This is a genomic window from Micromonospora olivasterospora, assembly GCF_007830265.1.
Classification (GTDB): domain Bacteria; phylum Actinomycetota; class Actinomycetes; order Mycobacteriales; family Micromonosporaceae; genus Micromonospora; species Micromonospora olivasterospora.
Genome location: NZ_VLKE01000001.1, coordinates 1,310,972 through 1,337,198, shown reverse-complemented (window position 1 = coordinate 1,337,198; position 26,227 = coordinate 1,310,972). Strand labels below are relative to the sequence as shown.

Below are 26,227 nucleotides of genomic sequence, written 5' to 3'. Positions count from 1 at the left end.
GCCGCCGGGCGCGTCTGGAGGGCGTGACCTTCGAGGAGTACAGCACCCGCGGCCCGGCGCTGCTCCGGCTGGCCCGCCTGCTCACCGGGGACGAGCACCGGGCCGAGGACCTCACGCAGGACGTGCTGGCCCGCGCGTACGTGCACTGGCGGCGGATCGCCGGCGTCGACCGGCCCGACGTGTACGTGCGCCGGATGCTGGTGAACGCCAACGCTCCTGGTGGCGGCGGCGCTCCAGCCGGGAGCTGGCCACATCGGCCCTGCCCGAGCGACCCCAGCGGGGCGACCTGGGCCGGGAGGCGGCCGACCGCGACGAGATGTGGCGGCTGATCGCCGTGCTCCCGGACCGGCAGCGGGCCGTGCTGGTGCTGCGCTACTACGAGGACTTCGACGACGCCACGATCGCGCAGATCCTCGACTGCTCGCCGGTCACCGTCCGCACCCACGCGATGCGGGCGCTCAGACACCTCCGGGAGCGCTGCGGCGTCCCGGCGACGAACGGGAGCCAGCCGTGACCGACATCGACCAGCGGATCGTCCGGGCGCTGCACGAGCGCGCCGACGGCGGGGTGGACACCGACCGGCTACTGGCCGGCGCGGTGGCCCGGGGACGCAGCCGCGTCCGCCGCCGCGGGGCCACCGCCGGCGCCGCGTTCGGCGTGGTGGCCCTGCTCGGCGTCGGCGTGGCCGCGGGCCCGGTCGACCTGTCGCGGCTGGGCCCCGAGCGGACGGCCGTCGCGCCCGGGCTGTCCCGCCTGGCCGCCGTGGTGCCACCGCGGGCGGACGGCGCGCCGGGCGCGGCGGACCGACCCGACCTGATCGGCACCGACCCGGACCTGCTGCACTTCGGCGTCGCCCCGGGCGCCTTCCGCTACCTGTCCTGGTTCGCGCGGGACGGGGTGGAGGGCGCGCGGCTCGACGCGGGCGGCCGGACGGTGACCGTGGAGATCGACCGCGCGGCCGCGCAACTGGCACAGCAGGGGGTGGAGGGCCTGCCCGTGGGCGTGGCGAAGAAGGCCACCGAGCGGGCGTTCGCCGACGGGGCCGTGTCGCAGGTCACCGGGGCCCAGGGGGAGCCCGCCTGGCTGCGGCACTGGAAGCCGGCCCCCGGGGTGTACGCCCGAGCCACCGTCGTCGCGCCGGACCCTCCCCGCCAGCTCCGAAGCCATGATCCACATCGCCTCGATCCAGCGGGACCTCCTCGCCCTGCTCGACGCGCTGCGGCTGGACCAGGCCCACCGCTGCGGCGGCCCGCTGCGGCTGACCGCCCTGCCGACGGGGGCCCGGATCAGCGGCTGCGAGGTGAGGGTGGCGAACTTCCCGGCGGGGCTCGGCGCGATGCTGACCATCGCCGGCGCGGGGGCCAGGCACATGACAATCACCCTGGAGTACGCCGAGGGCATCGTCGGCTCCCGCACCGAGGGAAACCGGATGGTCGGGGACCGGCCCGCCCACCTGGACCCCCAGTTGGGCCAGTTGGAGCTGCTCGGCGTGCCGAAGGGGCACCTGATCGCCACGTTCGCCTGGCCGAGCCGGGGCTTCTCCGAGGCGGACGCGGTGACCGTGCTCGGGGGGCGCGGATCGCCGCCGACCTGAGCCGGCCGGAGAGCTGGTGAGGTCCCGCCCGGGTCGGCCGCGCCGGGCCGGCCCGTACCCTTGGTGACCGTGAGCCCTCGTCGCAACCGTCCCCGCCGGGACGAGCACGCCAACCTGGACGCCGAGCGGGTCCGGCAGGGCGTCCCCGCGGTGCAGCAGTGGCGCGACGGCGACTGGCAGGTACGCGGGATCTCCGGCGGCGCGTCGGTCAAGACGTACCGCTGTCCCGGGTGCGACCAGGAGATCCGGCCGGGCGTGGCGCACGTGGTGGCCTGGCCGGCGGATGGCCGGGGCGACCTGACCGACCGCCGGCACTGGCACAGCGGCTGCTGGCGGGCCCGGGACCGGCGCGGCCCGGCGGTACAGCGGGGCCGCGGCGCCCCCCGGTACGGCTGAGCGATCTGGGTCACCCCGTTTCCGCCCCGGCGGGCGGCGTGCGCGGCGGCGCGCGAGACTTGACCGGTGAGCACACCGATCCGCGCGTCGTCGATCCTGCCCGGCTTTCGGGAGGACATCGAGCTGCACACCGCCGACGGGCTGCGCCTGGTCGGTGAGCTGGCCCGGCCGGTGGACCGGGAGCCGGTGGGCACCCTGGTCTGCCTGCATCCGCTGCCCACGCACGGCGGGATGATGGACAGCCACGTCTTCCGCAAGGCGGCGTGGCGGCTGCCGGCGCTGGCCGGCCTGGCCGTGCTCCGGTTCAACACCCGCGGCACGAGCAGCGTGCGCGGCACCAGCGAGGGCGAGTTCGACGCGGCGGTCGGCGAGCGGTTCGACGTCGCCGCCGCGATCGAGTACGCGGAGTTCGCCGAGCTGCCGAACATCTGGTTGGTCGGCTGGTCGTTCGGCACCGACCTGACCCTGAAGTACGGCTGCGACCCGGTGGTGGCGGGCGCGATCCTGCTCTCCCCGCCGCTGCGCTTCTCCACCCCCGACGACCTCGCCGGTTGGGCCGAGGCGGGCAAACCGTTGACCGCCCTCGTGCCGGAGTTCGACGACTACCTGCGGCCGGACGAGGCCCGGCGGCGGTTCGCGGCGGTGCCGCAGGCAGAGGTGGTCGGGATACCCGGCGCCAAGCACCTGTGGGTGGGCGACGCCGAGAACGTGCTCGACGAGATCGTCCGCCGGGTCGCCCCGGGCACCCCGCTGCCCCTGCCGCGCACCTGGGACGGCCCGATGGAGACCGGCGACGTCAGCGCGTACGCCGACCGCACCGTCGCCGCGTTCGCCGACACCCCGCTCCCCGGCCCACGCACCGACTGACCCACCCCCGCCTTCCCCCGCCCCCCACCCCCGCCCCCGCCCCGCGCCCCCGCCGGATCCCGCCCGCGATCTTGCACTTTGGGCCCTTGTTCTGCGGCATATGCCCGTATTGTCGGGGCCAAGAGTGCAAGATCGCGGGGGCGTGGTCGTGCGTGCGGGAGGGGACGGCGGCTCCGGCGGTCACTCGGGTTCGACGGTGACCTTGCTCGGCTTCGCGCTGCGCTCGTCGGTGGTCGGCTTCGTCGGGCGCTTGCCGTTCTCGCCGGTGCTGGTGATCTTGGTGGGCGTGGCCTCCCGGCCAGCCTCCCCGGGCACCGCGGCGACCGTCGGCTCCCCGTCCACCCCGGCGCTCGCCGCGCCGCCGTCCACCGTGGTGACCGGCTCGCCCACCGGCCGGGCCTTCGCGGGCCCGCCGTCGTCGGCCGGGGCGCTCTTCGTCGGCGTGGCGTCGCCGGCCGGCGTCGTCTTCGCCGGAGCCGAGCCGTTGGCCGGCGTGGTCCTCGTCGGCGCGGCCCCGTCCGCCGGAGAGATCTTCGCCGCGCCGGCGTCCGCTGTCGCCCTGACGGCCGCCGTGCTGGGCCCGCCGGGGCCGGCCCGACCTTGGCGGGCTCGCCGGTCGACTCGGCCCTGCCCGCGGGCGTCGCCCCGACCCCGGCCGGCCCGGCGCTCGGGTCCGCCGGGCCGGAGCCGGCGGTGGCCGCGGCTCGGACACCGTTGACCCGGGCGACGTCCTCGGCGGCCCCGGCCCGGCCGGCCCTGCCCACGGTGACGGGGGCGAGGCTGACCGGGCCGACCCGGGCCGGACCGGCGCCGTCTGCGGACAGGCTCGCCCCCGCGACCTGCTGCCGGAGGTCGAGCAGTTGCTGCTGGAGTTCGTCCGACTCCTGCCGGGACTGCCAGGTCTCCTGCCGCAGGTCGGCCAACTGCTGCTGGGCCTGGGCGATCTCCAGCATCACCTGCGCCAGCTGCTGCCGGCCGGCGGCCACCTCCTGCTGGGTGGCCGCGAGGTGCTGCTGGGTGGTGGCCAGGTGCTGCTGGGTGGTGGCCGCGTACTCCTCGAACTGGCGGCGGGAGGCGACCACGTGCTCGTCGGCCTTGCGGCGCCGGTCGTTCGCGTCGTCCTCGGCCCGGCGCAGCAGCTCGGTGGCCTCCTCCTCGGCCTGCTGACGCATCGCCAGGGCGTCCTGCTCGGCGGCGCGGCGAATCTCCGCGGCGCCCTCCTCGATCTCCGTCCGCCGGGCCGTGTACTGCTGCTCCAGCTCGGCCTGCCGGGCGGTGAACTGCTGCTCAAGCGCGTCGCGGCGCTTGGCGTACTCGCGCTCCGCGGCCGCCTTGCGCTGGACCAGCTCCCGGTCGGCGGCCTCCCGACGGCCGTTGACCTCCTTCTCGATTCCGGCCCGCCACGCGCCCAGCTCCTCCTGGGTCTGGGACCGGGTCTGCTGGACGTACGCCTCGGTCTCCGTGCGCATCCGTTGCACGTACGCCTCGGTGTCGGCGCGCTGGTGCTTCGCCGCCTCGGCGGCCTGGGTCGTGAGCCGCTCGGCCTCCTGCCGGGCCCGGTCGCGGGTGCCCTTCGCCGCCGCCTCGGCGTCGTCGGTGATCCGCTCGGCCTCCTGCAGCGCCTTGGCGTGGGTGGCCCGACCGGCCTCCGTGGCCGCGTCGGTGAGCCGCTTGGCCTCCTGCTGGGCCTTGACGTGCACCTCCTTGGCCGCCTCGCGGAGCTGGGTGGCCTCCTGCTGGGACTTGGCGTGCGCCTCCTTGGCGGCCCCGCGCAGCCTGGTCGCCTCCTGCTGGGCCCGGGTGTGGATCTCCTTGGCGGTGTCGCGGAGCTGGGTGGCCTCCTGCTGCGCCTTGGCCAACGCCTCCTTGGCCGTCTCGCGGAGCCGGGCGACCTCCTCCTCGGTCGCCGTGCGGAGCCGGGCCATCTCCTCCTGGGCGGTCGTGCGGAGCCGGCCGGCCTCCTGCTTGGCGGCGTGCAGGGCGGCGTCCGCCTCGTCGCGCCGCGCCTTGCTGTGCCGCTCCTCCTCCGCCCGCCGGGCGGCGAGGGCGATCTCGAAGTCCTTGAGCGCCTGGGCGGCCTGCTCCTTGGCCTCGGCGACGATGTGCTCGGCGGCGGCCCGCCGCGCCTCGATCTCCTCGTTGGCGGCGATCAGGATGGCGTCGGCCTGCTCCTCGGCAAGGGTGAGGATCTGCTCGACGCGGGGGCCGAGGTGCCGGAACGAGGCGCGGTCGACCACGCCGATCTGCTTGCGCACCTGCGCGAGGTCGCGCTGCAGCACCTCGACCTGGCCGGCGAGCTTGTGGATCTGCGTGTAAGCCTGTTCCCGCTCGGCCGTCAGGGTCGCGATCTCGTGCTCGGCGCGAGCGACGTACCGGTCCACCTGCCGTTTTTCGTACCCACGCAGGGCGGACTCGAAGCTGGGCTCCGTGGTCACGTCCCCGCCGAGAGCGAACAGTTCCTCGCCGTGCGACATGCCCCCATCCTCACACGCATCCGGCTCTGCTGGGGCGATACGGACGGGCCTGTTGGGACCTACTTCACCCGGGTCGTACCCGGGCACATCAGGGATTGGGAAACGCGCACGGCGCGGTGCCCACCGGTCACCCGGTGTGGCCCCGCGCCGTTCATGCCCCGGCCGTGCGAGCGGTCAGCCGGCCGACTCCGCGGTCGCGGGCTCGTCCTTGGCGTCGTCCTTGGCCTCCGGCTTGGCCTGCCCCGCCCCGGGGGCCGCCGCCGGCACGCCCGGCACGATGCCGGCCAGCCCGGAGAGCATCTGGCCGAGCTGCGCGGTGACCGCGTCCTTCTGCCGGGTGAGGTCCTCGACCTCGCGGCGTGCGGCCTGCGTGGTCAGGTCGGCCTCCGTCCGGGCTTCGGTGAGCAGGCGGTTCGCCTCGGCCTTCGCCTCGCTGAGGGTCTTCTCGGCGAGCGCCTTGGCCTTCTCGACCGTCTCGTTGGCGCTGCGCTCGGACTCGACCCGGCGCGCCTCCGCGCGCTGCTCGATCTCCTTGGCCCGCTCCTGGGCGGCCCGGGCCCGCTGCTCGGCCTCGCCGACCAGCTTCTGGGTCTGCGCGACGTGGGCGGCGTGCCGCTCGGACTCCTCCCGCTCGGCCTTCTCGCGCCGCTCGGCGAGTTGCAGCTCCAGGGCCTGGAGGTCCTTGTCGCGCTTGTCGCGGGCGTCGGTGAGCAGCTTGGTCGCCTCGGCGCGCTTCTCCTCGGCCTCCCGGGCCGCCTTGGCCCGCTGCTGGGTGATCTCCCGCTCGGCGGTCGCCCGCAGGGTCGCCACCTCGCGCTCCACCGTCGACTTCAGCTCGGCGACCTCGTGCGCGGTGACGGTGCGCAGCTGCTTGGTCTCCCGCTCGGCGTCCGCCCGGAGGGTGTCCGCCTCCCGGCGGGCCTGCACGCGCACCTCGGCGGCCTCGCGCTCGGCGGCGGTGCGAACGCCGCCCGCCTCGCGCTCGGCGGTGGCCTTCATCGCGGCGGCCTCGGCGCGGGCCTTGTCGGTGATCTCGCGGGCCTCCAGGCGGGCCGCGGAGAGGATGCCCTCGGACTCGCGCTTGGCCTCGTTGCGGTGGTCGTTGGCCTGCTCCTCGGCCAGCCGCAGGATCTGCTCGACCCGGGTGCCCAGGCCGGAGAGAGTCGGCCGGCTGTTCTCCTCGAGCTGCTTGTTTGTCTCGGCGAGCTTCTGCTCGAGCGCGCTCTGGCGCTGCTCGGCCTGGCGGAGCCGGCGCTGGGCGTCGTTCATCCGCTGCTCGGCCTCGGCGCGGGCCTGCTCGGACTGGGTCAGCGCGGCGGTCAGCCGGCCGATGAAGTCATCGACCTGACCCACGTTGTATCCGCGCAGGCCAACGGTGAAATCTGGCTGCGAGTTCGCGTTATCGAAGAACGTAAGAGGGGAGGACTGCTGCTGGGGCATTGGGACATACTGGCAGACGCCCCGGGGTGGTTCGCAAGAGCGGTGCGCGGCTTTCGTGTCCTCTTTACATGGTCAACTCGCCGCCTTTACCCGGCCCACTCGCCGCCGCCCGCCGGTCCGGGGTCGGGGGGCGATCCCGCAGCTCCGGGCCCGGTTCTGGCGCTCGGGCGGGGCGGCGGGGAAAAGGGTCGCGCAGGCACCCCGCGCCCCTTTGTCGATCACTGACCGCGCTTTCGCGGAACGGGGCACGGCCGTGCGGACGAAAGGCGGCACGCGACCATCGCCCGGACGCCGGACGGCGCCCGGACGGCACCCGGACGGCGGCCGTCCGGGCCCGGCGGGTGAAGGTCGGCGCCGGCGTCCGCCGGCCCGTCGCGCGAGCGGTCGGCGCGGCGCCCGCCGCCTCCCTCGCCCCGGGCGGGTCAGCGCCCGCGGAACCGGTTGATCGCGTCCTCGTGCCGCGCGCGCAGTTCCGGGTCGCGTACGCCCAGGCCGTCGGCCGGCGCCAGGCAGCGCACCCCGACCTTGCCCTGATGCAGGTTGCGGTGCACCTCGTACGCCGCCTGGCCGGTCTGCTCCAGCGGGTACGTCCGCGACACGGTCGGGTGGATCCGGCCGAGCGCCACGAGGCGGTTGGCCTGCCACGCCTCGTGGTAGTTGGCGAAGTGGCTGCCGACGATCCGCTTGAGGTGCATCCAGAGGTAGCGGTTGTCGTACTGGTGCTGGTAGCCGCTGGTCGACGCGCAGGTGACGACGGTGCCGCCGCGCTTGGCGACGTAGACGCTGGCGCCGAAGGTCTCCCGGCCCGGGTGCTCGAAGACGATGTCCGGGTCCGCACCGCCGGTCAGCTCCCGGATCCGCTCGCCGAAGCGCCGCCACTCGTCCTGGTCCTGGGTGTGCTCGTCCCGCCAGAACCGGAAGTTCTCCGCCGCCCGGTCGATGACCAGCTCGGCGCCCATCCGGCGGCACAGCTCGGCCTTGTCGGGCGAGGACACCACGCAGACCGGGATCGCCCCGCCGTTCAGGGCCAGCTGGGTGGCGTAGCCGCCCAGGCCGCCGGACGCGCCCCAGATCAGCACCACGTCGCCCTGCTTCATGTTCGCCCCGTGGGGCGAGACCAGCTGCCGGTACGCGGTGGAGTTGACCAGGCCCGGGCTGGCCGCCTCCTCCCAGCTCAGGTGGCGCGGCTTCGGCATGAGCTGGTTGGCCTTGACCACGGCCAGCTCGGCGAGCCCGCCGAAGTTGGTCTCGAAGCCCCAGATCCGCTGCTGCGGGTCGAGCATCGTGTCGTCGTGGCCCGCCGCGTCCTCCAGCTCCACCGACAGGCAGTGCGCCACCACCTCGTCGCCGGCCCTCCACCGGGTCACCCCGGGGCCGGTGCGCAGCACCACGCCGGCGGCGTCCGACCCCACGACGTGGTACGGCAGGTCGTGCCGGGCGGCCAGCGGGGAGATCCGGCCGTAGCGCCGGAGGAACGTGAAGGTGGAGACCGGCTCGAAGATGCTGGTCCAGACGGTGTTGTAGTTGACGGCGCTGGCCATGACGGCGACCAGCGCCTCGCCGGGCCCCAGTTCCGGGGTCGGCACCTCCTGGACGTGCAGCGCCTTGCGCGGGTCCTTGTCCCGGGTGGCCAGGCCCTCGAACATCCGGGTCTCGTCGGCGCGTACCACCACGCCCCGGTAGCTCTCGGGCACCGGCAGGCCGGCGACGGCGGCGAGGTGCCGCCCGGGTTGGTCGGAGCCCTCCGCCGTCATGATCGCTTCGAGGATGTGCTGCACGGTGATCCTCCGTTCGTCCGCACCCGCGCCGGGGCCTGGGTGCTGCCATCGTCGGCACCGGTGCGCGTCGGCCGCCATGTCGTCGTCCGACACATTCGGCACCGGCCGTGCTTTTGTTGGGGCGGGCGCTCTGTCGGCGACATGGCGGTATCCGGGGCCTACGGACACCGCCATGTCGGCGCTAGCGGCCGTGGGTCGGGCGGGACTCAGCGGGCGGGCTCGACCAGTTCGACGAGGACCCCGCCGGCGTCCTTGGGGTGGACGAAGTTGATCCGGGAGTTCGCGGTGCCCCGGCGGGGGGTCTCGTAGAGCAGCCGCATTCCGCGCTCGCGCAGCGCGGCGCAGGCCGCGTCGACGTCCGCCACGGTGTACGCCACCTGCTGGATGCCCGGCCCCTTGCGGTCCAGGAACTTCGCGATGGTCGACTCCGGGCTCAACGGGGCGAGCAACTGGACGCAGCCGCCCTCGGCGGTCGGGCCCACGGCCAGCATCGCCTCGCGTACGCCCTGCTCGACGTTCGTCTCGACGTGCACGCAGCGCATCCCGAACGTCCGCTGGTAGAAGTCGATCGCGGTGTCCAGGTCGGCGACCGCGATTCCGACGTGGTCGATGCGGAGCAGGCCGATGTCTGTGACATAGTCGGCAGCGGTCTCGACGGGGGAGTTCTCAGGCATGGCGCTAGTCTGACCGAATAATCGTTAAGGCGTACAGGTCGGCACCCCCTCGGAGGCGGGCAATGGCTTCGGTGATCGTCAGCGGCGCGCGGACCCCCATGGGGCGCCTGCTGGGCAACCTCAAGGACCTCCCGGCGACGAAGCTCGGCGGCATCGCGATCAAGGCGGCGCTGGAGCGCGCCGGGGTGGCCCCCGAGCAGGTGCAGTACGTCATCATGGGCCAGGTGCTGCAGGCCGGCGCCGGGCAGATCCCGGCCCGGCAGGCAGCGGTCGAGGCCGGCGTCCCGATGTCGGTGCCGGCGTTGACGATCAACAAGGTCTGCCTCTCCGGCCTGGACGCGATCGCCCTGGCCGACCAGCTCATCCGGGCCGGCGAGTTCGACATCGTGGTGGCCGGCGGCATGGAGTCGATGACCAACGCCCCGCACCTGCTGCTCGGCCAGCGATCCGGCTACAAGTACGGCGACGTCACGGTCAAGGACCACATGGCGCTGGACGGGCTGACCGACGCCTGGGACTGCTGCTCGATGGGCGAGTCCACCGAGCGGCACGGCGCGAAGCACGGCATCACCCGCGAGGAGCAGGACGCGTTCGCCGCGGCCAGCCACCAGCGGGCCGCCGCCGCGCAGAAGAACGGCCACTTCGCCGACGAGATCACCCCGGTGGCGATCCCGCAGCGCAAGGGCGACCCGCTGGTGATCAGCGAGGACGAGGGCATCCGCCCGGACACGACGGTGGAGGGGCTGGCCAGGCTTCGTCCCGCCTTCAGCAAGGACGGCACGATCACCGCCGGCAGCTCCTCGCCGATCTCCGACGGCGCCGCCGCCGTGGTCGTGATGAGCAAGGCGAAGGCCAAGGAGCTGGGGCTGACCTGGCTGGCCGAGGTCGGCGCGCACGGCAACGTGGCGGGCCCCGACAACTCCCTGCACTCGCAGCCCTCCAACGCGATCAACCACGCCCTGCGCAAGGCCGGCCTGACCATCGCCGACCTCGACCTCGTCGAGATCAACGAGGCGTTCGCCGCCGTCGGCATCAAGTCCACCCGCGACCTGGGCATCAGCCCGGACAGGGTGAACGTCAACGGCGGGGCGATCGCGCTCGGCCACCCGATCGGCATGTCCGGCGCCCGGCTGGTGCTCACCCTCGCGATGGAGCTGAAGCGGCGCGGCGGCGGCACCGGCGCGGCGGCGCTGTGCGGCGGCGGCGGCCAGGGCGACGCCCTGATCATCCACGTCCCGGCCCCGGGCGAGACCGGTCAGTAAGGGACGCAGTGAGCGCGAGGAGCGAGCCGGTTTTGCGAGCCCCGCAGTCGCGAACAGAGAACGCACAGTGAGCAGCGAACAGGTGGAGCAGGTCGGCCTCCCGGTGCGGCGCAGCCGGGACGTGCCGATGCTGGTGGAACGGGCTCGCGCGGGCGACCCCCGCGCGGTGGCCCGGCTGATCACCCTGGTCGAGTCCGGCGACGAGGTGCTGCCGCGGGTCGCCGCGGCGCTCGCCCCGTACGCGGGTCAGGCGCAGGTGGTGGGCCTGACCGGCTCGCCCGGGGTGGGCAAGTCGACCACCACCAACGAGTTGGTCCGGGCGCTGCGGGCGCGCGGGCGCCGGGTCGGCGTGCTGGCCATCGACCCGTCCAGCCCGTTCACCGGCGGGGCGATCCTCGGCGACCGGGTGCGGATGCAGGACCACGCCACCGACTCGGGCGTCTACATCCGCTCGATGTCCAGCCGGGGCCACCTCGGCGGGCTCTCCGCGGCCACGCCGCAGGCGGTGCGGGTGCTGGAGGGCGCCGGCTGCGACGTGGTGCTGGTCGAGACGGTCGGCGTGGGGCAGGCCGAGGTGGAGGTCGCCTCGCTGGCGGACACCACCCTGGTGCTGCTGGCCCCCGGCATGGGCGACGCGATCCAGGCGGTGAAGGCCGGCATCCTGGAGATCGCCGACGTGTTCGTGGTGAACAAGGCCGACCGGGACGGCGCCGACGCCACGGTCCGCGACATCCAGGGCATGATCGCCCTGGGCGAGCGGGGCCCGGGCGAGTGGCGGCCGCAGGTGGTCCGCACGATCGCCGCCCGCGGCGAGGGGATCGACGAGGTCGCCGCCGCGATCGGCAAGCACCGCGACTGGCTGGAGCGGCACGGCGAACTGCGCCGTCGCCGGGAGGCGCGGGCCGCCGCCGAGATCGAGGCGATCGCGCTCGGCGCGCTGCGCGACCGGATCGGCTCGCTGCGCGACGGTACGGAGCTGCCCACGCTCGCGGCGAAGGTGGCGGAGGGGGCGCTCGACCCGTACGCGGCAGCCGACGAGCTGCTGTCCCAGCTCGGCTCCTGAGGTGTCCACCCCGGACGCCCGGAGCTAGTACGCTCGCACCGCCTCACGCATCCGTGGGGCGGTGCGCGTGTCTGCGGTTGGGGAGAGCATGGCTGACGAGGCGACCCAGGAGCTGTCGGTGACGCCGGACGCGGTGGCGGGCGGGAGCACGCTCGTCTCCGACGAGATGGTGGAGAAGATCGCGGTGGCCGCCGCGAAGTCGGTGCCCGGGGTGGCCGAGCTGGGCGGCGACGTGGCCCGGTTCTTCAACGCCGTGCTCGACAAGGTCGGGCTGGACCAGGTGGGCGACGCCCGGCGGGGCTGCTCCGCCCACGTCACCAACGGGGCCGCCGTGGTCAACCTGGTGATCGTGATCGACGCCGGGCAGCCGGTGCCGCAGGTGACCGACGCGGTCCGGGCCAGGGTGACGGAGGCCGTCGAGGCGTACGGGCTGCGGGTCGACGAGATCAACATTCGGGTCGACGACGTGGCGATGGGCGACCCGGCCGCGCCCGTCGCCTGACCGGCCGCGCCCGCCGCCCGAGGCGTACCCGGCCGGGCGGATTACCGGCCGGTACGAAACTGGCTTAGCGATCGTTCAGGCTCGGGCTCTACACTCGGTCTTCAGACGAGGACTCGAGGAGGAGCCCTGCCCATGAACGCCGACGAGATCGCTGCCGGACGGGCACGCTGGCAGGCCCGATACGACGCCGCGCGCAAGCGGGACGCCGACTTCACCACGCTCTCCGGGATGGCCGTCGACCCGGTGTACGGCCCGCCGGAGGGCGCCGCCTACCCGGGCTTCGACCGGATCGGCTGGCCGGGCGAGTTCCCGTACACCCGGGGTCTCCACCCGACCGGCTACCGCGGGCGGACCTGGACCATCCGGCAGTTCGCCGGCTTCGGCAACGCCCGGCAGACCAACGAGCGCTACAAGATGATCCTCGGCGCCGGCGGCGGCGGGCTCTCGGTGGCGTTCGACATGCCCACCCTGATGGGGCGCGACTCCGACGACCCGCAGTCGCTGGGCGAGGTCGGGCACTGCGGGGTGGCCGTCGACTCCGCCGCCGACATGGAGGTGCTGTTCGCCGGCATCGACCTCGCGCGGGTCACCACCTCGATGACCATCTCCGGCCCCGCCGTGCCGGTGTTCTGCATGTACCTGGTGGCCGCCGAGCGCCAGGGCGCCGACCTGTCCACCCTCGACGGCACCCTGCAGACGGACATCTTCAAGGAGTACATCGCGCAGAAGGAGTGGCTGTTCGACCCGGAGCCGCACCTGCGCCTGATCGGCGACCTGATGGAGTACTGCGCGCGGGAGATCCCGAAGTACAAGCCGCTGTCGGTCTCCGGCTACCACATCCGCGAGGCCGGGGCGACCGCCGCGCAGGAGCTGGCCTACACCCTGGCAGACGGGTTCGGGTACGTGGAGCTGGGGCTGTCGCGCGGGCTGGACGTCGACGTCTTCGCCCCGGGGCTCAGCTTCTTCTTCGACTCGCACGTGGACTTCTTCGAGGAGGTCGCCAAGTTCCGGGCCGCCCGCCGGATCTGGGCCCGCTGGCTGCGCGACGTCTACGGCGTCACCAGCGAGAAGGCGCTCTGGCTGAAGTTCCACACCCAGACCGCCGGCGTGTCGCTGACCGCCCAGCAGCCGGTCAACAACGTCGTCCGCACCGCCGTCGAGGCCCTCGCCGCGGTGCTCGGCGGGACGAACTCGCTGCACACCAACGCCCTGGACGAGACCCTGGCCCTGCCCACCGACGAGTCCGCCGAGATCGCCCTGCGTACCCAGCAGGTGCTGATGGAGGAGACCGGGGTGACCAACGTGGCCGACCCGCTGGGCGGCTCCTGGTACGTCGAGGCGCTCACCGACCGGATCGAGGCCGAGGCGGAGGCGATCTTCGCCCGGATCCGGCAGCTCGGCGGGGACGGGCCGCACACCATCGGCCCGATGACGTCCGGCATCCTGCGCGGCATCGAGGACGGCTGGTTCACCGGCCAGATCGCGGAGTCCGCCTTCGCCTACCAGCAGGCGCTGGAGAAGGGCGAGAAGAGGATCGTCGGGGTCAACTGCCACACCGGCACGGTCGCCAAGGACCTGGAGATCCTGCGCATCTCGCACGAGGTCGAGCTGGAGCAGCGCCGGGTGCTGGCCGAGCGTAAGGAGGCCCGGGACGACGCCGCCGTCAAGGCCGCCGTCGAACGGATGGTGGCGGCCTCGCGTACGGGCGAGAACATGATCCCGGCCATGCTGGACGCCGTCCGCGCCGAGGCGACCCTCGGCGAGATCTGCGACGCGCTGCGCGCCGAGTGGGGCGTCTACCGGGAGCCGGCCCGGTTCTGACCGGGCGCGCGCCGGCGGTGCCGGGCGAGGCCCGGCACCGCCGACGACCAGCCGCGAGAGTCACAGGTGTCGCCGTCGCGGCTGAACTGACTTGGGCAGTGTCCGTGCGAGACTAGGTAACCATGAGCGACCCACGGATCACCTCGTCGATCTTCACCCGCGGCGCGGTCGACCTCAGCGCACTGCGCAGCACCGCGCCCACCCCCGCCCGTCCCAGCACACCGGCCCAGGCCGGTCCGCCCGCCGGCGCGCCGGGCGGCGCGACCGGTGGCGGGGCCACCGTGATGGACGTGACCGAGGCGACCTTCCAGTCCGAGGTCCTCGAGCGCTCGCTCAGCACCCCCGTGGTCGTGGACTTCTGGGCCGAGTGGTGCCAGCCCTGCAAGCAGCTCTCGCCGGTGCTGGAGCGGCTGGCGGTCGAGGGCGGCGGCGCCTGGGTGCTCGCCAAGGTGGACGTGGACGCCAACCCGCGGCTCGCCCAGATGTTCCGGGTGCAGGGCATCCCGATGGTCTACGCGGTGGTCGGCGGGCAGCCGGTCGACGCGTTCTCCGGGGTGGTTCCCGAGGCCCAGCTGCGGCAGTGGATCTCCGCGGTGCTCAAGGCCGGCGGCGTCGCCGTCGCCGAGCAGGTGGACCCGCGCCTCGACGAGGCCGACGACGCCCTCATGAGCGGGGACCTGGACGCGGCCGAGCACGCGTACCGGAAGATCCTCGCCGAGGCGCCGGGGGACGTCGCGGCCGAGGCCGGCCTCGCTCAGGTCGGGCTGGCCCGCCGGGTGGCCGGGGCCGACCCGGGAGCCGCGCTGGCCGCCGCCGAGGCCGACCCCGACGACGTGGACGCCCACCTGCTCGCCGCCGACATCGAGGTGCTCAGCGGCCAGGCCGAGGCGGCGTACGCCCGGCTGGTCGGCCTGGTGCGCCGCGCCGCCGGCGACGACCGGGACAAGGTCCGCCAGCACCTGGTCGGCCTCTTCACCATCGCCGGGCCGGACGACCCCGCCGTCGCCTCCGCCCGCCGGGCCCTGGCCAGCGCCCTGTTCTGATTCCGCCGTACGCCAGCGCGGGCCGGCGTCGCCGGCCCGCCCGACCCACCGAGGACGGGAGCCCATGACGCGCCGCATCGCCGTCCTCGACGCGCCGTCCAACCTCGGCCTGCGCCCGCCGACGCTGACCTCGGTCCCCGGCTGCGTGAAGGCCCCGGGGGCGCTGCGCGACCAGGGCCTGCTCGCCCGGCTGCGGGCCCGGGACGCCGGCTGCCTGACCCCGCCCCGGTACGACCCCGGCGACTGGCGCCCCGGCGACGGCGTCTGCCACGCGCGGGAGATCGCCGCGTACTCGGCGGCGCTGGCCGACCGGATCGGCGCGATCATCGACCGGGGCGAGTTCCCGCTGGTTCTCGGCGGTGACTGCTCGATCCTGCTCGGCTCGGCGCTGGCCATGCACCGGCTCGGCGAGGCGGTCGGCGGCCGGATCGGGCTGGTCTTCGTCGACGGGCACTCCGACTTCCGGCACCCCGGCAACGCCTCGTACGTCGGCGCGGCGGCGGGGGAGGACCTGGCCCTGGTCACCGGGCGCGGGCAGGCCGACCTGACCGCGATCGAGGGGCGGCGCCCGTACTTCCGCGACATCGACGTGGTGGTCCTCGGCATCCGGGCCCAGGACGAGTACCGCCTCGACCTGCAGGCCGCCGGGATCACCACCCGGCCCGTACCGGCGCTGCGCGCCGAGGGTGCGGCCCGCACCGCCCAGTGGGCGCACGAGGAGTTGGCCGACTGCGCCGGCTACTGGGTGCACATCGACGTCGACGTGCTCGACCCGGCGGTGATGCCGGCGGTCGACGCGCCCGACCCGGGCGGCATCGCCTTCGCCGAGCTGGAGATCCTGCTGGCCGGCCTGGTGGACACGCCGCACTGCCTGGGCGTCGAGCTGACCGTCTTCGACCCCGACTACGACCCGGACGGCGCGTACGCCGCAGAGATCGTCAACACCCTGGTGGCGGGGCTGACGCCGGTCACCGCCCCGCGCGCGGTGCCGCCCCGGCTGCTCCCGGCCGCGCCGCCCGCACCGCGCCGGTCCTCCGCCCGCCGCCCCTCCGTCACCGTCGGCTTCGCCGAGCCCGCCGAACCGGTCGACGAGCCGGCAGCGGACCCGGTCGAGCCGGGGCAGCCCCGCGGCTTCGTCAACCGCACCGGCCCCGCGTCCCTCGGGGCGTCGCTGGAACCGGTGGGTCCGCCCGCGTCGGCCGGGCCGGGCCTGTTACGCCGGGTCCCCCCGCCGGTCCGGGACGACGCCCTGCCGGACCCGGACGAGGCCCTGCCGGCCGGCAAGGACGCCCTACCGCTGCGGGGCGACGCGCGCCCGGATCCGGACGTCGAGCCGCCGCCCGCCGCCGGCATCGCCTGACTCGCGCCCCACAGGGCCCGCCCCCCACAACATGTCTCCGCCGGAACGGGCGCGCTGTCCACACCGGCCACACCGCCTCTCGGGGAGTAGCGGTGGCGCGGCGACGGCGGATCCGGCGGGCGGTCAGCGGGCGCGCAGACCGCGCAGGAAGCGTTCCGTGATCGGCACCGCGCTGTCGGTGCTCGCCCCGCCCTTCTCGACGAAGACCGCGAAGGCCACGTCGCCCTGCCAGCCGACGAACCAGGCGTGGGTGTGCGCCGGGTTGTCGTCGTACTCGGCGGTGCCGGTCTTGCCGTGTACCGGTGCGCCGGGGACGTCCTTCAGCGCCGTCGCGGTGCCCGCGGTGACCACCTCGCGCATCATCGTCCGCAGCGGCTCGACCGACTCGGCCCGCAGCTGCGGCCCGGCGGGGGCGCTTTTGGCCGGGGCGGGGTCGAGGACGAGCTTCGGCTGCTCCCAACGGCCCCGGGCGACCGCCGCGGTGGCGGCGGCCATGGCCAGCGGGCTGACCACGGTGGTGCCCTGGCCGAACGCGGCGGCGGCCTGCTCGACCGGGGGGCCGTTGGCGGAGACCTTGCCGGGGAACGCGTCCACGCCCAGGTCCCACTCGCCCTCCAGCCCGAGGGCCCGGCCGGCCTGGGCGAGGCCGTCGGGGCCGAGCTTCGGGGCGAGCGCCGCGAACGCCGTGTTGCAGGATCGGGCGAAGTCGGTGCGGAACGGCACCATGCCCAGCTCGAAGTTGTCGGAGTTCTTGAACGACCGGCCCTCCACCGCGAACGCCTTCGGGCAGTCGACCGGGCCGTCCAGGGTGACCGCGCCCCGGTCGAGCAGGCCGAGGGCGCTGACCATCTTGAACGTCGACCCGGGCGGCACCTGGGCGGTGAAGGCGAGGTTCTCGCCGGCCGGGCCGGGGCCGTTGGCGGCGGCCAGCACGGCGCCGTCGCTGATCCGCACCGCCACCAGGGCGGCACGGCGCTTCTCGCCCCGCAGCGCGGCGTCGGCGGCGTTCTGGGTCATCACGTCGAGGGTGGTCTTCACCGCCTGGCCGGGCTTCGGCTCCTGCTGGAACAGTTCGGTGCCGGTGGGCTTCAGCGTCCCGTCCGGCTCGCGGCGCTCGACGAGCACGGTCAGCCCCGGGGCGCCGCGCAGCCGCTCGTCGTAGCGGCCCTGGAGGCCGCCGTGGCCGACCAGGTCGCCCTGCTGATACCGCTCCGGGTGGGCGGCCAGGTCGTCGGCCTGGGCCGGGTCCACCGAGCCGAGCAGGGCCCGGGCGAACTCGCGGGTGGGTGCCAGGTCGAGCTTGTCAGTTTGGAACTTGGTGCCGGGCAGGTCGTAGATGCGGGACTTGATCTGCCGGTACGCCTCCTCGCGCAGCGTCACCACCTCGACGAACGCGCCGTCGTCCGCGTCGGCGAGGCGCTTCGGCAGGTCGGACAGGTCGACCGGCGGGGTGATCGCCGGCCGTACCGCGCGGAACGCGGCCTCGAGCTGCCTCGTCACCGCCTTGACGTCGGTCACCTCACCCGGCTGGAGGCCGACCCGGACCACCGGCCGGGGCGCGACGATGGGCGCGCCACCGCCGTCCAGCACGCCCGCGCGGGGGCCGGTGTCACGACGCAGCCCGAGCCGGTCGCCTGCCGTGAGCTGCTCGTGCATCACCTTCGGCTCCCAGATCACCTGCCACTGGCCGTCGCCGCCCCGGTGGAGGCGAACCTCGCGGTCGTACTCCCAGCGGGCCCCGCCCGGCAGCGTCCACTCCACCCGGAAGCCCGACGTGGCGATGTCGGCCGTGATCTTCGGGTCGCCGGTGCGGCGCAGCGCCGGCGGGGTGGCCACCAGCTCGCCCGAGAGTTCCCTGATCTCCTTGGCCACGTCGGCCGCCGGGAGCTTGGACCCCGCGGGGCTGATGAAGCCGACGGTCTGGAGGTCGCTGGTGCGCCAACCGGCGAGGAAGGCGTCCACGGCGCGGTCCGGGCCGTCGGAGTCCGAGCAGCCGACGAGCACGCCCGGGGCCAGCGCGGTGGCGGCGAGCGCCACGAGCCACCGGCGGGAGCGCGCTGGACGGGGCCGGCGGAGCGGGGACGACAGACGCATGCGGCGGTCCTTCCGGATCTCGGACTGCCCGTCACCGTAGTACGGCGACGCCCGGCGCACTGTCCCGCCTGGCCGCCGACGTGCGGGAAGACCGCTTGCTCGGCGGTGTGACGAACATCCCGAGGGGTACTCAGCATGCGGCCAACCTCGTACCCGCAACGGGTGAAAGGACCAGAGTAGGAGCCCGTACGTCCGGCCAGTGGTCCGCCGAATAATGATCATGATCGGGGGCCTAAGGTTGGGCGGCAGAGTGACCCACAACGCTGTGGGTCGAGGGGAGTGGCACCGATGGACCGGCGTCCGGCGATCAAACCGGAACCCGACCTCCGGCAGGTTGACACCAGCCGGGACGACAGCTTCGACACGGCGACCGACGGGGACGGTTTCGGCCGTCTCGACACCGGCACGACCGGGATGACCGGTTCGAGCATGGACACCATCTACGATCTCGGCCTCCCCGCGGAGGCGTTGGCCGGCGACGTGGAGGACGCCGAGCTCGACGAGCCGGTCCCGAACGCGGAACGGCTGATCGCCCAGGCCGTCGCGCTGACCGGCGACGACCACGACGCGGCGACGCTGGTCAGCCGGTTCTGGCGGTTCGCCCCGGACGAGGAGCTGATCGGGTTCACGGCCGAGGAGATGCTGGAGGCGGCCCGGGCGCACCGGGACCTGGCCCAGCAGCGGGTGCCGGGCGAGTTGAAGCTACGCATCCACGAGCCGGACGCCGACCAGCACCACACGGTGGTCGAGATCGTCACCGACGACATGCCGTTCCTGGTCGACTCGGTGACCGCCCTGCTCAACTCCCATCACCTCGACGTGCACCTGCTGGTCCACCCGCTGATGGTGGTGCGCCGCGAGCCGCTGGGCCGGCTGACCGAGGTCTCGGCGGACACCGAACCCGACGACGCGATCGACGGGGACATCGTCGAGAGCTGGATGCGCATCGAGATCGACCCGGTGCGCGACGCCGGCGACCGGGAGCGGCTGCGCCGTGAGCTGCAGCGGGTGCTCACCGATGTCCGGGAGGCCGTCGAGGACTGGCCGAAGATGCGCCAGCGCGCCCTGGCGCTCGCGGACGAGCTGGCGGCGGCCCGTACGTCGGACAGCCGCCCGCCGGTGCCGGAGAAGGACATCACGGACTCGGTCGAGCTGCTCCGCTGGCTCGCTCATGATCACTTCACGTTCCTCGGGTACCGGGAGTACCGGCTGGTCGACGCCCCCGGCGACGCCGGTCCGGCGCTGGAGGCCATGCTGGGCACGGGGCTGGGCATCCTGCGCTCGGACTCGCCGGAGGCGCGGTCGCTGGCGTCGATGACGCCCGAGGCGCACGAGAAGGTGATGGAGAAGCGGCTGCTGATCATCACCAAGGCCAACTCGCGGGCGACGGTGCACCGGTCGGCGTACCTGGACTACATCGGCTTCAAGATCTTCGACGACGCCGGCGAGGTGGTCGGCGAGCGGCGCTTCCTCGGGCTGTTCTCCACCGCCGCGTACCGCACCAGCGTGCGGGAGCTGCCGGTGGTGCGTCGCAAGGTCGCCGAGGTGCTGGACCGCTCGGGCCTGAGCCAGCGCAGCCACTCGGGCAAGGACCTGCTGCAGATCCTGGAGACCTACCCGCGCGACGAGCTGTTCCAGATCAAGACCGAGGACCTGTACCACGCGGCGACCGGCGTGCTGCGCATGGCCGGCCGCCGGCAGTTGCGCGTCTTCCTGCGCCGGGACGCGTACGGGCGGTTCATCTCCTGCCTCATCTACCTGCCCCGCGACCGGTTCACCACCCAGAACCGGCTGCGCATGCAGGACATCCTGCTGCGCGAGCTGAACGGCCTCGGGGTGGACTACACGACGCGGGTGACCGAGTCGATGCTCGCCCGGGTGCACTTCATCGTCCGCACCGACCCGACCAACCCGCCGGGCGAGATCGACGCCGATCTGCTCGCCGAGGAGTTGGCCGACGCGACCCGGCTCTGGGACGACGACTACCGGCTGGTGCTGGAGCGCAAGCTCGGCGACGAGCAGGCCAAGCACCTGTTCCGCCGGTACGCCGACGCGTTCCCGGAGGGCTACAAGGACGGGCACACGCCGTACGAGGCGATGAAGGACCTGGCCAAGCTGGAGTTGCTGGAGGAGCCCGGCCAGCTCGAGATGCACCTGTTCCGCAAGCAGTCGGGGCCGCGCACCGACGGCCCCGCGGAGCCCGCCGAGGCCATGGACGTGCGGTTCAAGGTCTACCGGTACGGCGAGCCGATGATGCTGTCGGCCGTGCTGCCGGTGCTGCACTCCCTCGGCGTCCGGGTCGTCGACGAGCACCCGTACGAGGTGGAACGCGTCGACGGCCGGATCTGGCTGTACGACTTCGGGCTGCGGCTGCCGGAGGTCCACCAGGACCTGGTTGAGGTGCGCCCGCACGTGGAGAACGCGTTCGCGGCGGCCTGGCGGGGCGAGGCCGAGGTCGACGGCTTCAACGAGCTGGTGCTGCGCGCCGGGCTCACCTGGCGGCAGGTCGTGGTGCTGCGGGCGTACGCGAAGTACCTGCGCCAGACCGGGACGATCTTCTCCCAGGAGTACATGGAGCAGACCTTCATCACGTACCCGCGGATCGCGGAGCTGCTGGTGGAGCTGTTCGAGACCCGCTTCGAGCCCGGCGACCTGACCACCGGGCAGCGCCAGGAGCGCAGCGGCGAGCTGGTGGGGGAGATCGGCGCGGCGCTGGACGACGTGGCCAGCCTCGACCAGGACCGGATCCTGCGCTCGTACCTGACGTTGATCCAGGCCACGCTGCGCACCAGCTTCTACCAGAAGCCGGCCGGCGGCCGCCCGAAGGCGTACGTGGCGTTCAAGCTGGACCCGCAGGCCATCCCGGACCTGCCGGCTCCCCGGCCGAAGTTCGAGATCTTCGTGTACTCGCCGCGGTTCGAGGGCGTGCACCTGCGGTACGGCCCGGTGGCCCGCGGCGGGCTGCGCTGGTCCGACCGGCGGGAGGACTTCCGGACCGAGGTGCTCGGCCTGGTCAAGGCGCAGATGGTGAAGAACGCGGTGATCGTGCCGGTGGGCGCCAAGGGCGGCTTCGTGCTCAAGCAGAAGCCGGGGGACCGGGACGAGGCGGTCGCCTGCTACAAGGAGTTCGTCGGGGCGATGCTCGACATCACCGACAACATCGTCGCCGGTGAGATCGTGCCGCCGGACGACGTGGTCCGCCACGACGGCGACGACCCCTACCTGGTGGTGGCTGCCGACAAGGGCACGGCGACCTTCTCCGACATCGCCAACGAGATCTCCGCCGGGCACACCTTCTGGCTCGGCGACGCGTTCGCCTCCGGCGGGTCGGCCGGCTACGACCACAAGAAGATGGGCATCACCGCCCGGGGCGCCTGGGAGTCGGTGAAGCGGCACTTCCGGGAGCTGGGGCACGACACCCAGACCCAGGACTTCACGGTGGTCGGCGTCGGCGACATGTCCGGCGACGTGTTCGGCAACGGGATGCTGCTCAGCGAGCACATCCGGCTGGTGGCCGCGTTCGACCACCGGCACATCTTCCTGGACCCGGACCCGGACGCGGCCACCTCGTACGCCGAGCGGCGGCGGCTGTTCGAGCTGCCCCGGTCGTCGTGGGAGGACTACAACCGGGAGCTGATCTCGGCCGGCGGCGGGGTGTACCCGCGGACGGCGAAGTCCGTGCCGATCTCGCCGCAGGTCCGCGCCGCGCTCGGGCTGGCCGACGACGTGAGCCAGTTGTCGCCGCAGGAGCTGATGCGTGCCATCCTGACCGCGCCGGTCGACCTGTTCTGGAACGGTGGCATCGGCACGTACGTCAAGGCGTCCAGCCAGACCAACGCCGAGGTGGGCGACAAGTCCAACGACGCGATCCGGGTGGACGGCAGGAGCCTGCGCTGCCGGGTGGTCGGCGAGGGCGGCAACCTCGGCTGCACCCAGCTCGGCCGGATCGAGTACGCCCAGGCGGGCGGGCGGATCTACACCGACTTCATCGACAACGCGGCCGGGGTGGACTGCTCCGACCACGAGGTGAACATCAAGATCCTGCTCAACACGGCGGTCGCCGACGGGGTGCTCAGCGTGCCCCAGCGCGACGAGCTGCTCGCCGAGATGACCGACGAGGTCGCCGAGCTGGTGCTGCGGGACAACTACGACCAGGCCCGGGCGATCAACAACTCGCAGGCCCAGGCCGCCTCGCTGCTCCCCGTGCACCGCCGGATGATCACCGAACTGGAGCGCTCGGGCGCGCTGGACCGGGCGCTGGAGGCGCTGCCGCCCGACGAGGAGCTGGCGGTGCGCACGGAGTCCGGGCTGACCGCGCCGGAGTTCGCGGTGCTGCTCGCGTACACCAAGATCGTGCTGGAGCGCGAGATCCTGGCCGAGGGGCTCGCGGACGACGAGTGGACGACCGACGTCCTGGTCAACTACTTCCCGACGCCGATGCGGGAGCGGTTCGCCGACCGGATGGGCCGGCACCGGCTGCGCCGCGACATCGTCACCACGGTCCTGGTCAACGAGGCGATCAACCGGGGCGGCATCACGTTCGTCTTCCGGGTGGTCGAGGAGACCGCGGCGTCCGCGGCGGACGTGCTGCGCGCGTACGTCGTGGTCCGTGAGGTGTTCGGGCTGGGCGAGCTGTGGGACGCGGTCGAGGCGCTGGACAACAAGGTGGCGCCGGAGCTCCAGACCAACGTCTACCTGGACACCCGGCGACTGCTGGACCGGGCGGTGCGCTGGCTGGTGACCAACCGGCGCTCGCCGATCGACGTGCCGGCCGAGATCGCCCGGCTGCGCGGCGGGGTGGCCCGGCTCCTGCCCGACCTGGAGCACCTCTTCGTCGGCAGCGAGCGCGAGGCCATCGTGGCTCACATGGACGCGATGACCGCCAAAGGCCTGCCGCGCGGGCTGGCCGAGCAGGCGACCCGGCTGATGTACAGCTTCGGCCTGCTCGACGTGGTGGAGACGGCGGCCGCCACCGGACGGGACGTGGGCGAGGTGGCGTCGGTCTACTTCGTGCTCTCCGACCTGTTCCGGGTCGACGCGCTGCTGTCGAAGATCTCCCTGCTGCCGCGGGAGGACCGCTGGCAGACGCTGGCCCGGATGGCGTTGCGCTACGACCTGTACGCCGCGCTGGCCGCGCTCACCGCGGAGGTTCTCGGCTCCACGCCCGACGACCTGCCGCCGCAGGAGCGGGTGCAGCAGTGGGAGCAGTCGAACGCCACCTCCGTCCACCGCACCCGCCGGGCGATGGGGGAGTTCGACGAGTCGCGGACGGACCTCGCCGCCCTGTCGGTGCTGCTGCGCCAGATCCGTACCCTGGTGCGGACCTCGGCGGCCTGACCGGCGCGCGCAGGCGCCACGGCCGGCCGGGGCGCGCAGGCGCCACGGCCGGCCGGCGACCCCGACCGGCCGTGGCGCGCCCCGGCGTCAGCTTGTCATCGTCGCGAAGACGATCACGTTGTTGAGGTAGCTGCCCGCGTTCTGGTCGAACTGGCCTCCGCAGGTCACGACCCGCAGGCCGGCCTGGTCGTTGGGGCCGTAGACGACCTCACTGGGAAAGTTGGTCTTCGGGTACGACTTCACGCTGTCGACGGTGAAGGAGACCTGCCGGCCGTCGGCTCGGGACACCGTGATGACGTCGCCGGGCCGTAGGGCGCCCAGCTCGAAGAAGACCGCCGGACCGCCGATCTTGGCCGAGTCCACGTGCCCGACGATCACCGCGTTGCCGATCTCGCCCGGGCTCGGCCCCGGGGAGTACCATCCGGCCTTCTGCGCCTGGTCGAGCGGGGGAACCTGGACGGTGCCGTCCGGGTTCGTCCCCAGGGTCATGAGCTGCGCCCGTACCCCGATCCGCGGGATCGAGATGGTGGTGGGCGTGGCCCGGTCCAGGCTCGGAGCGGCCGACCTGCTGGCGTCGGCCGGGCCGCCCGTGCCCTCGGCGGGCTGCTGCTGTTCCCGGAAGCTCCCCGTCGGGCCGGGAACGTCGGGGCTTGCCTGGGCCAGTGGCTGCGGCGGCCGTACGGGCGGGGCGGTCCGGTGCGAGGCCCCGAGCAGTCCCGCCCCGACCATCCCGAGCACGATGACGACGGCCGCGCCGGCGGCGCGCCACGGTCTCCCATGACGGCCGCCGGCCGGTGTCGCCGTCGCGTCAGGCCAGGGACCCATTGGTCCGCCGCCGCCGCAGCAGCACGATCCCGCCGAGCGCCGAGGCGCCCAGCATGCCGGCCCCGGCCGTGGCCAGGGTGCGGTCGGTGCTGGTGGTGGTCATGCCGCCGTCACCGCCGTCGACGTGGCCCTTCGGCAGGACCACGAGCTCACCCTCGCCGCAGGAGCCGTGCAGCTCGTAGCGACCCGGACGGGCGTCCTTGTCGACCGTGGCCTCGCCGAGGTAGACGAAGTCCCGGCCGTGCTCCCAGTCGTCGTCCTTGCCCTTGCCCTTGCGCATGTCCTCGTCGTGGCGGCTCTTGTCGTCGTCCTTGCCCCACGTCGAGTTGTCGTCCGTGCCCCACTTGTCGTCCTCGTGGTGGCCCTTGTCCTCGTCCTTGCCCTTGTCCTCGTCCTTGCGCATGTCCTCGTCGTGGCGGCTCTTGTCGTCGTCCTTGCCCCACGTCGAGTTGTCGTCCGTGCCCCACTTGTCGTCCTCGTGGCGGCCCTTGTCCTCGTCCTTGCCCTTGCCCTCGTCCTTGCCCTTGTGCTCGTCCTTGCCCTTGTCCTCGTCCTTGCGCTTCTCGTCGTCCTTGCGCTTGTCCTCTTCCTTGCCCTTGAAGCCCTTCTCGTCCTCGGGCTTCTGGCCCTGCTCGAAGCCGCCCCAGTCCTCGTCGGCGGCGCCACCGCCCCAGCCGCCGGGCTTGCCCTCTTCGCCCTTGCCCTCTTCGTGCTTGCCCTTGCCGTGCTCGTCCCTGTCCTTGTCGACCTTGTGCAACTTGACCTTGCCGGTGACCTTGGACCAGACGAAGGCGTCCTTCTGCGGCTCCTTGCAGATCTCCAGCAGCTTGACCTCCTCGCCGGCCCGGACCACGTGGGGCTTGGCGAAGACCTTGCCCTCGTCGCCGTCGTGGTGGCCGCCGTCCGCGAACGCGATCCCCGGCGTGAACACCAGCAGGGACGCACCGCCGAGGGCGGCACCCGCAACGACTCTCCCGAGCTTCTTGTTAGCCATGACCTGCGTCACTCCATCCCTGTTGTCCTGAGCCCGACGTCAGTCGAGCTACGAGAGACGTTAGACCGTTTCGCGGCTTATCAGGGGAAAGATTCGCGTTTAAGAGTCTATGCGGCCTTGGGGTTGTTGGGGTGCTAAGGCCTTTCACGTCTCGTCCCTGTCGGTTGGTCTCGGCGCGGTTGGGTTCAGGCCGGGCCGTGCCCCTTTGTCGCGTCTTCGAGCTGGCGCCCCCGCGCGCGTCGGTCATGTCGCTTCGTCACCGGTGCCCGCGGCGCGCCCTGCTCGTACCCGGCGTCCGGCTCGGGCTAGCGGATCACTTGATCGAGCGGTTGCGCTGTAAGCGCTCCCACGTCGGACGGCAGTCGCCCACCGTCCACACGGGCTCAACCACGCCAGGCGGGTCGGGGAAGCGCCATGTCGCCGACATGGCGGGGTCCGGGCGGGTCGGAAGGCGCCATGTCGGCGACATGGCGGGGACCACCAACGCCCCGGCCGACGCGGAGCGAGGCCGACGGCCCGAGGGTCTCAGACATCCTGGACGCCCGAGCGGCAGCCCGGGCCGATCCGGTGCCCGGAGAGGCCGGCCGGGGAGTGGTGGGTGGTCCATGTCGGCGACATGGCGGGGTCCGGGCGGGTTGGGGAAAGCGCCAAGTCGGCGACATGGCGGGGTCCGGGCGGGTCGGAAGGCGCCATGTCGGCGACA

15 protein-coding genes and 3 pseudogenes are annotated in these 26,227 nt (G+C 73.4%); 11 read left to right on the top strand and 7 right to left on the bottom strand.

The window, feature by feature from the left end:
• The first annotated feature begins 23 nt into the window (after positions 1 to 23).
• The 4 genes and pseudogenes from JD77_RS05915 (at position 24) to JD77_RS05900 (ending at position 2,857) form a co-directional block, all read left to right on the top strand.
• Positions 24 to 514, top strand: a pseudogene (locus JD77_RS05915) (SigE family RNA polymerase sigma factor).
• 651 nt (positions 515 to 1,165) lie between these two features.
• Entirely contained in the window at positions 1,166 to 1,594 is a 429-nt protein-coding gene (locus tag JD77_RS05910) for a hypothetical protein (RefSeq protein WP_145773380.1), read from the top strand.
• Positions 1,595 to 1,663: 69 nt separating this feature from the next.
• Positions 1,664 to 1,990 carry a hypothetical protein gene (locus tag JD77_RS05905; RefSeq protein ID WP_246140541.1) on the top strand — a complete coding sequence of 109 codons (327 nt, stop codon included), beginning with the start codon at positions 1,664 to 1,666 and terminating at the stop codon, positions 1,988 to 1,990.
• Between the two features lie 66 nt (positions 1,991 to 2,056).
• Positions 2,057 to 2,857, top strand: a complete 801-nt coding sequence (locus JD77_RS05900; protein WP_145773378.1) for an alpha/beta hydrolase — start codon at positions 2,057 to 2,059, stop codon at positions 2,855 to 2,857.
• A gap of 180 nt (positions 2,858 to 3,037) precedes the next feature.
• Here the strand turns inward: JD77_RS05900 and JD77_RS05895 are convergent.
• From JD77_RS05895 to mce, 4 genes and pseudogenes are all read right to left on the bottom strand, one after another.
• Positions 3,038 to 5,331 (bottom strand): annotated as a pseudogene (locus JD77_RS05895) (coiled-coil domain-containing protein).
• A gap of 174 nt (positions 5,332 to 5,505) precedes the next feature.
• A complete protein-coding gene (locus tag JD77_RS05890) occupies positions 5,506 to 6,771 on the bottom strand; it encodes a coiled-coil domain-containing protein (protein WP_145773377.1) in 1,266 nt (421 codons plus the stop codon).
• 422 nt (positions 6,772 to 7,193) lie between these two features.
• The gene (ccrA, locus tag JD77_RS05885) at positions 7,194 to 8,549 is read right to left on the bottom strand and encodes a crotonyl-CoA carboxylase/reductase (RefSeq protein WP_145773376.1); all 1,356 of its coding nucleotides are present in this window, start codon (positions 8,547 to 8,549) and stop codon (positions 7,194 to 7,196) included.
• 206 nt (positions 8,550 to 8,755) lie between these two features.
• Positions 8,756 to 9,223: a methylmalonyl-CoA epimerase gene (mce, locus tag JD77_RS05880; protein ID WP_145773375.1), complete on the bottom strand. Its 468-nt coding sequence runs from the start codon at positions 9,221 to 9,223 to the stop codon at positions 8,756 to 8,758.
• 62 nt (positions 9,224 to 9,285) lie between these two features.
• Here mce and JD77_RS05875 point away from each other — a divergent pair, with 62 nt between their 5' ends.
• From JD77_RS05875 to JD77_RS05850, 6 genes and pseudogenes are all read left to right on the top strand, one after another.
• Positions 9,286 to 10,485, top strand: coding sequence for an acetyl-CoA C-acetyltransferase (locus JD77_RS05875; RefSeq protein WP_145773374.1), 1,200 nt, complete (start codon positions 9,286 to 9,288; stop codon positions 10,483 to 10,485).
• Between the two features lie 127 nt (positions 10,486 to 10,612).
• Positions 10,613 to 11,548 carry a methylmalonyl Co-A mutase-associated GTPase MeaB gene (gene meaB / locus JD77_RS05870; protein ID WP_246141224.1) on the top strand — a complete coding sequence of 312 codons (936 nt, stop codon included), beginning with the start codon at positions 10,613 to 10,615 and terminating at the stop codon, positions 11,546 to 11,548.
• Positions 11,549 to 11,636: 88 nt separating this feature from the next.
• Complete coding sequence (locus JD77_RS05865; protein WP_145773372.1) at positions 11,637 to 12,050, top strand: Asp23/Gls24 family envelope stress response protein; 414 nt, start codon at positions 11,637 to 11,639, stop codon at positions 12,048 to 12,050.
• 132 nt (positions 12,051 to 12,182) lie between these two features.
• Positions 12,183 to 13,871 (top strand): coenzyme B12-dependent isobutyryl-CoA mutase large subunit, encoded by a 1,689-nt coding sequence (gene icmA / locus JD77_RS05860; RefSeq protein WP_145773371.1) that lies wholly within the window; start codon positions 12,183 to 12,185, stop codon positions 13,869 to 13,871.
• A 122-nt stretch (positions 13,872 to 13,993) separates the two neighbouring features.
• Positions 13,994 to 14,914, top strand: a complete 921-nt coding sequence (locus JD77_RS05855; protein WP_145773370.1) for a tetratricopeptide repeat protein — start codon at positions 13,994 to 13,996, stop codon at positions 14,912 to 14,914.
• 64 nt (positions 14,915 to 14,978) lie between these two features.
• Positions 14,979 to 16,175, top strand: a pseudogene (locus JD77_RS05850) (arginase family protein); the annotation flags it as partial.
• Between the two features lie 222 nt (positions 16,176 to 16,397).
• Here JD77_RS05850 and JD77_RS05845 read toward each other — a convergent pair.
• Complete coding sequence (locus JD77_RS05845; protein ID WP_145773369.1) at positions 16,398 to 18,368, bottom strand: penicillin-binding transpeptidase domain-containing protein; 1,971 nt, start codon at positions 18,366 to 18,368, stop codon at positions 16,398 to 16,400.
• A gap of 288 nt (positions 18,369 to 18,656) precedes the next feature.
• On the opposite strand from JD77_RS05845, the gene JD77_RS05840 reads away from it, so the two are divergent.
• Entirely contained in the window at positions 18,657 to 23,705 is a 5,049-nt protein-coding gene (locus tag JD77_RS05840; RefSeq protein ID WP_145773368.1) for an NAD-glutamate dehydrogenase, read from the top strand.
• A gap of 87 nt (positions 23,706 to 23,792) precedes the next feature.
• On the opposite strand, the gene JD77_RS05835 is transcribed toward JD77_RS05840, so the two are convergent.
• Together JD77_RS05835 and JD77_RS32770 are read right to left on the bottom strand one after the other, a co-directional pair.
• On the bottom strand, positions 23,793 to 24,530 hold the full coding sequence (locus JD77_RS05835; protein WP_145773367.1) for a class F sortase: 738 nt from the start codon (positions 24,528 to 24,530) through the stop codon (positions 23,793 to 23,795).
• Positions 24,514 to 25,524 carry a hypothetical protein gene (locus tag JD77_RS32770; RefSeq protein WP_211372498.1) on the bottom strand — a complete coding sequence of 337 codons (1,011 nt, stop codon included), beginning with the start codon at positions 25,522 to 25,524 and terminating at the stop codon, positions 24,514 to 24,516. Before JD77_RS32770 ends, JD77_RS05835 begins: the two co-directional genes overlap by 17 nt.
• Positions 25,525 to 26,227 lie beyond the last annotated feature (703 nt).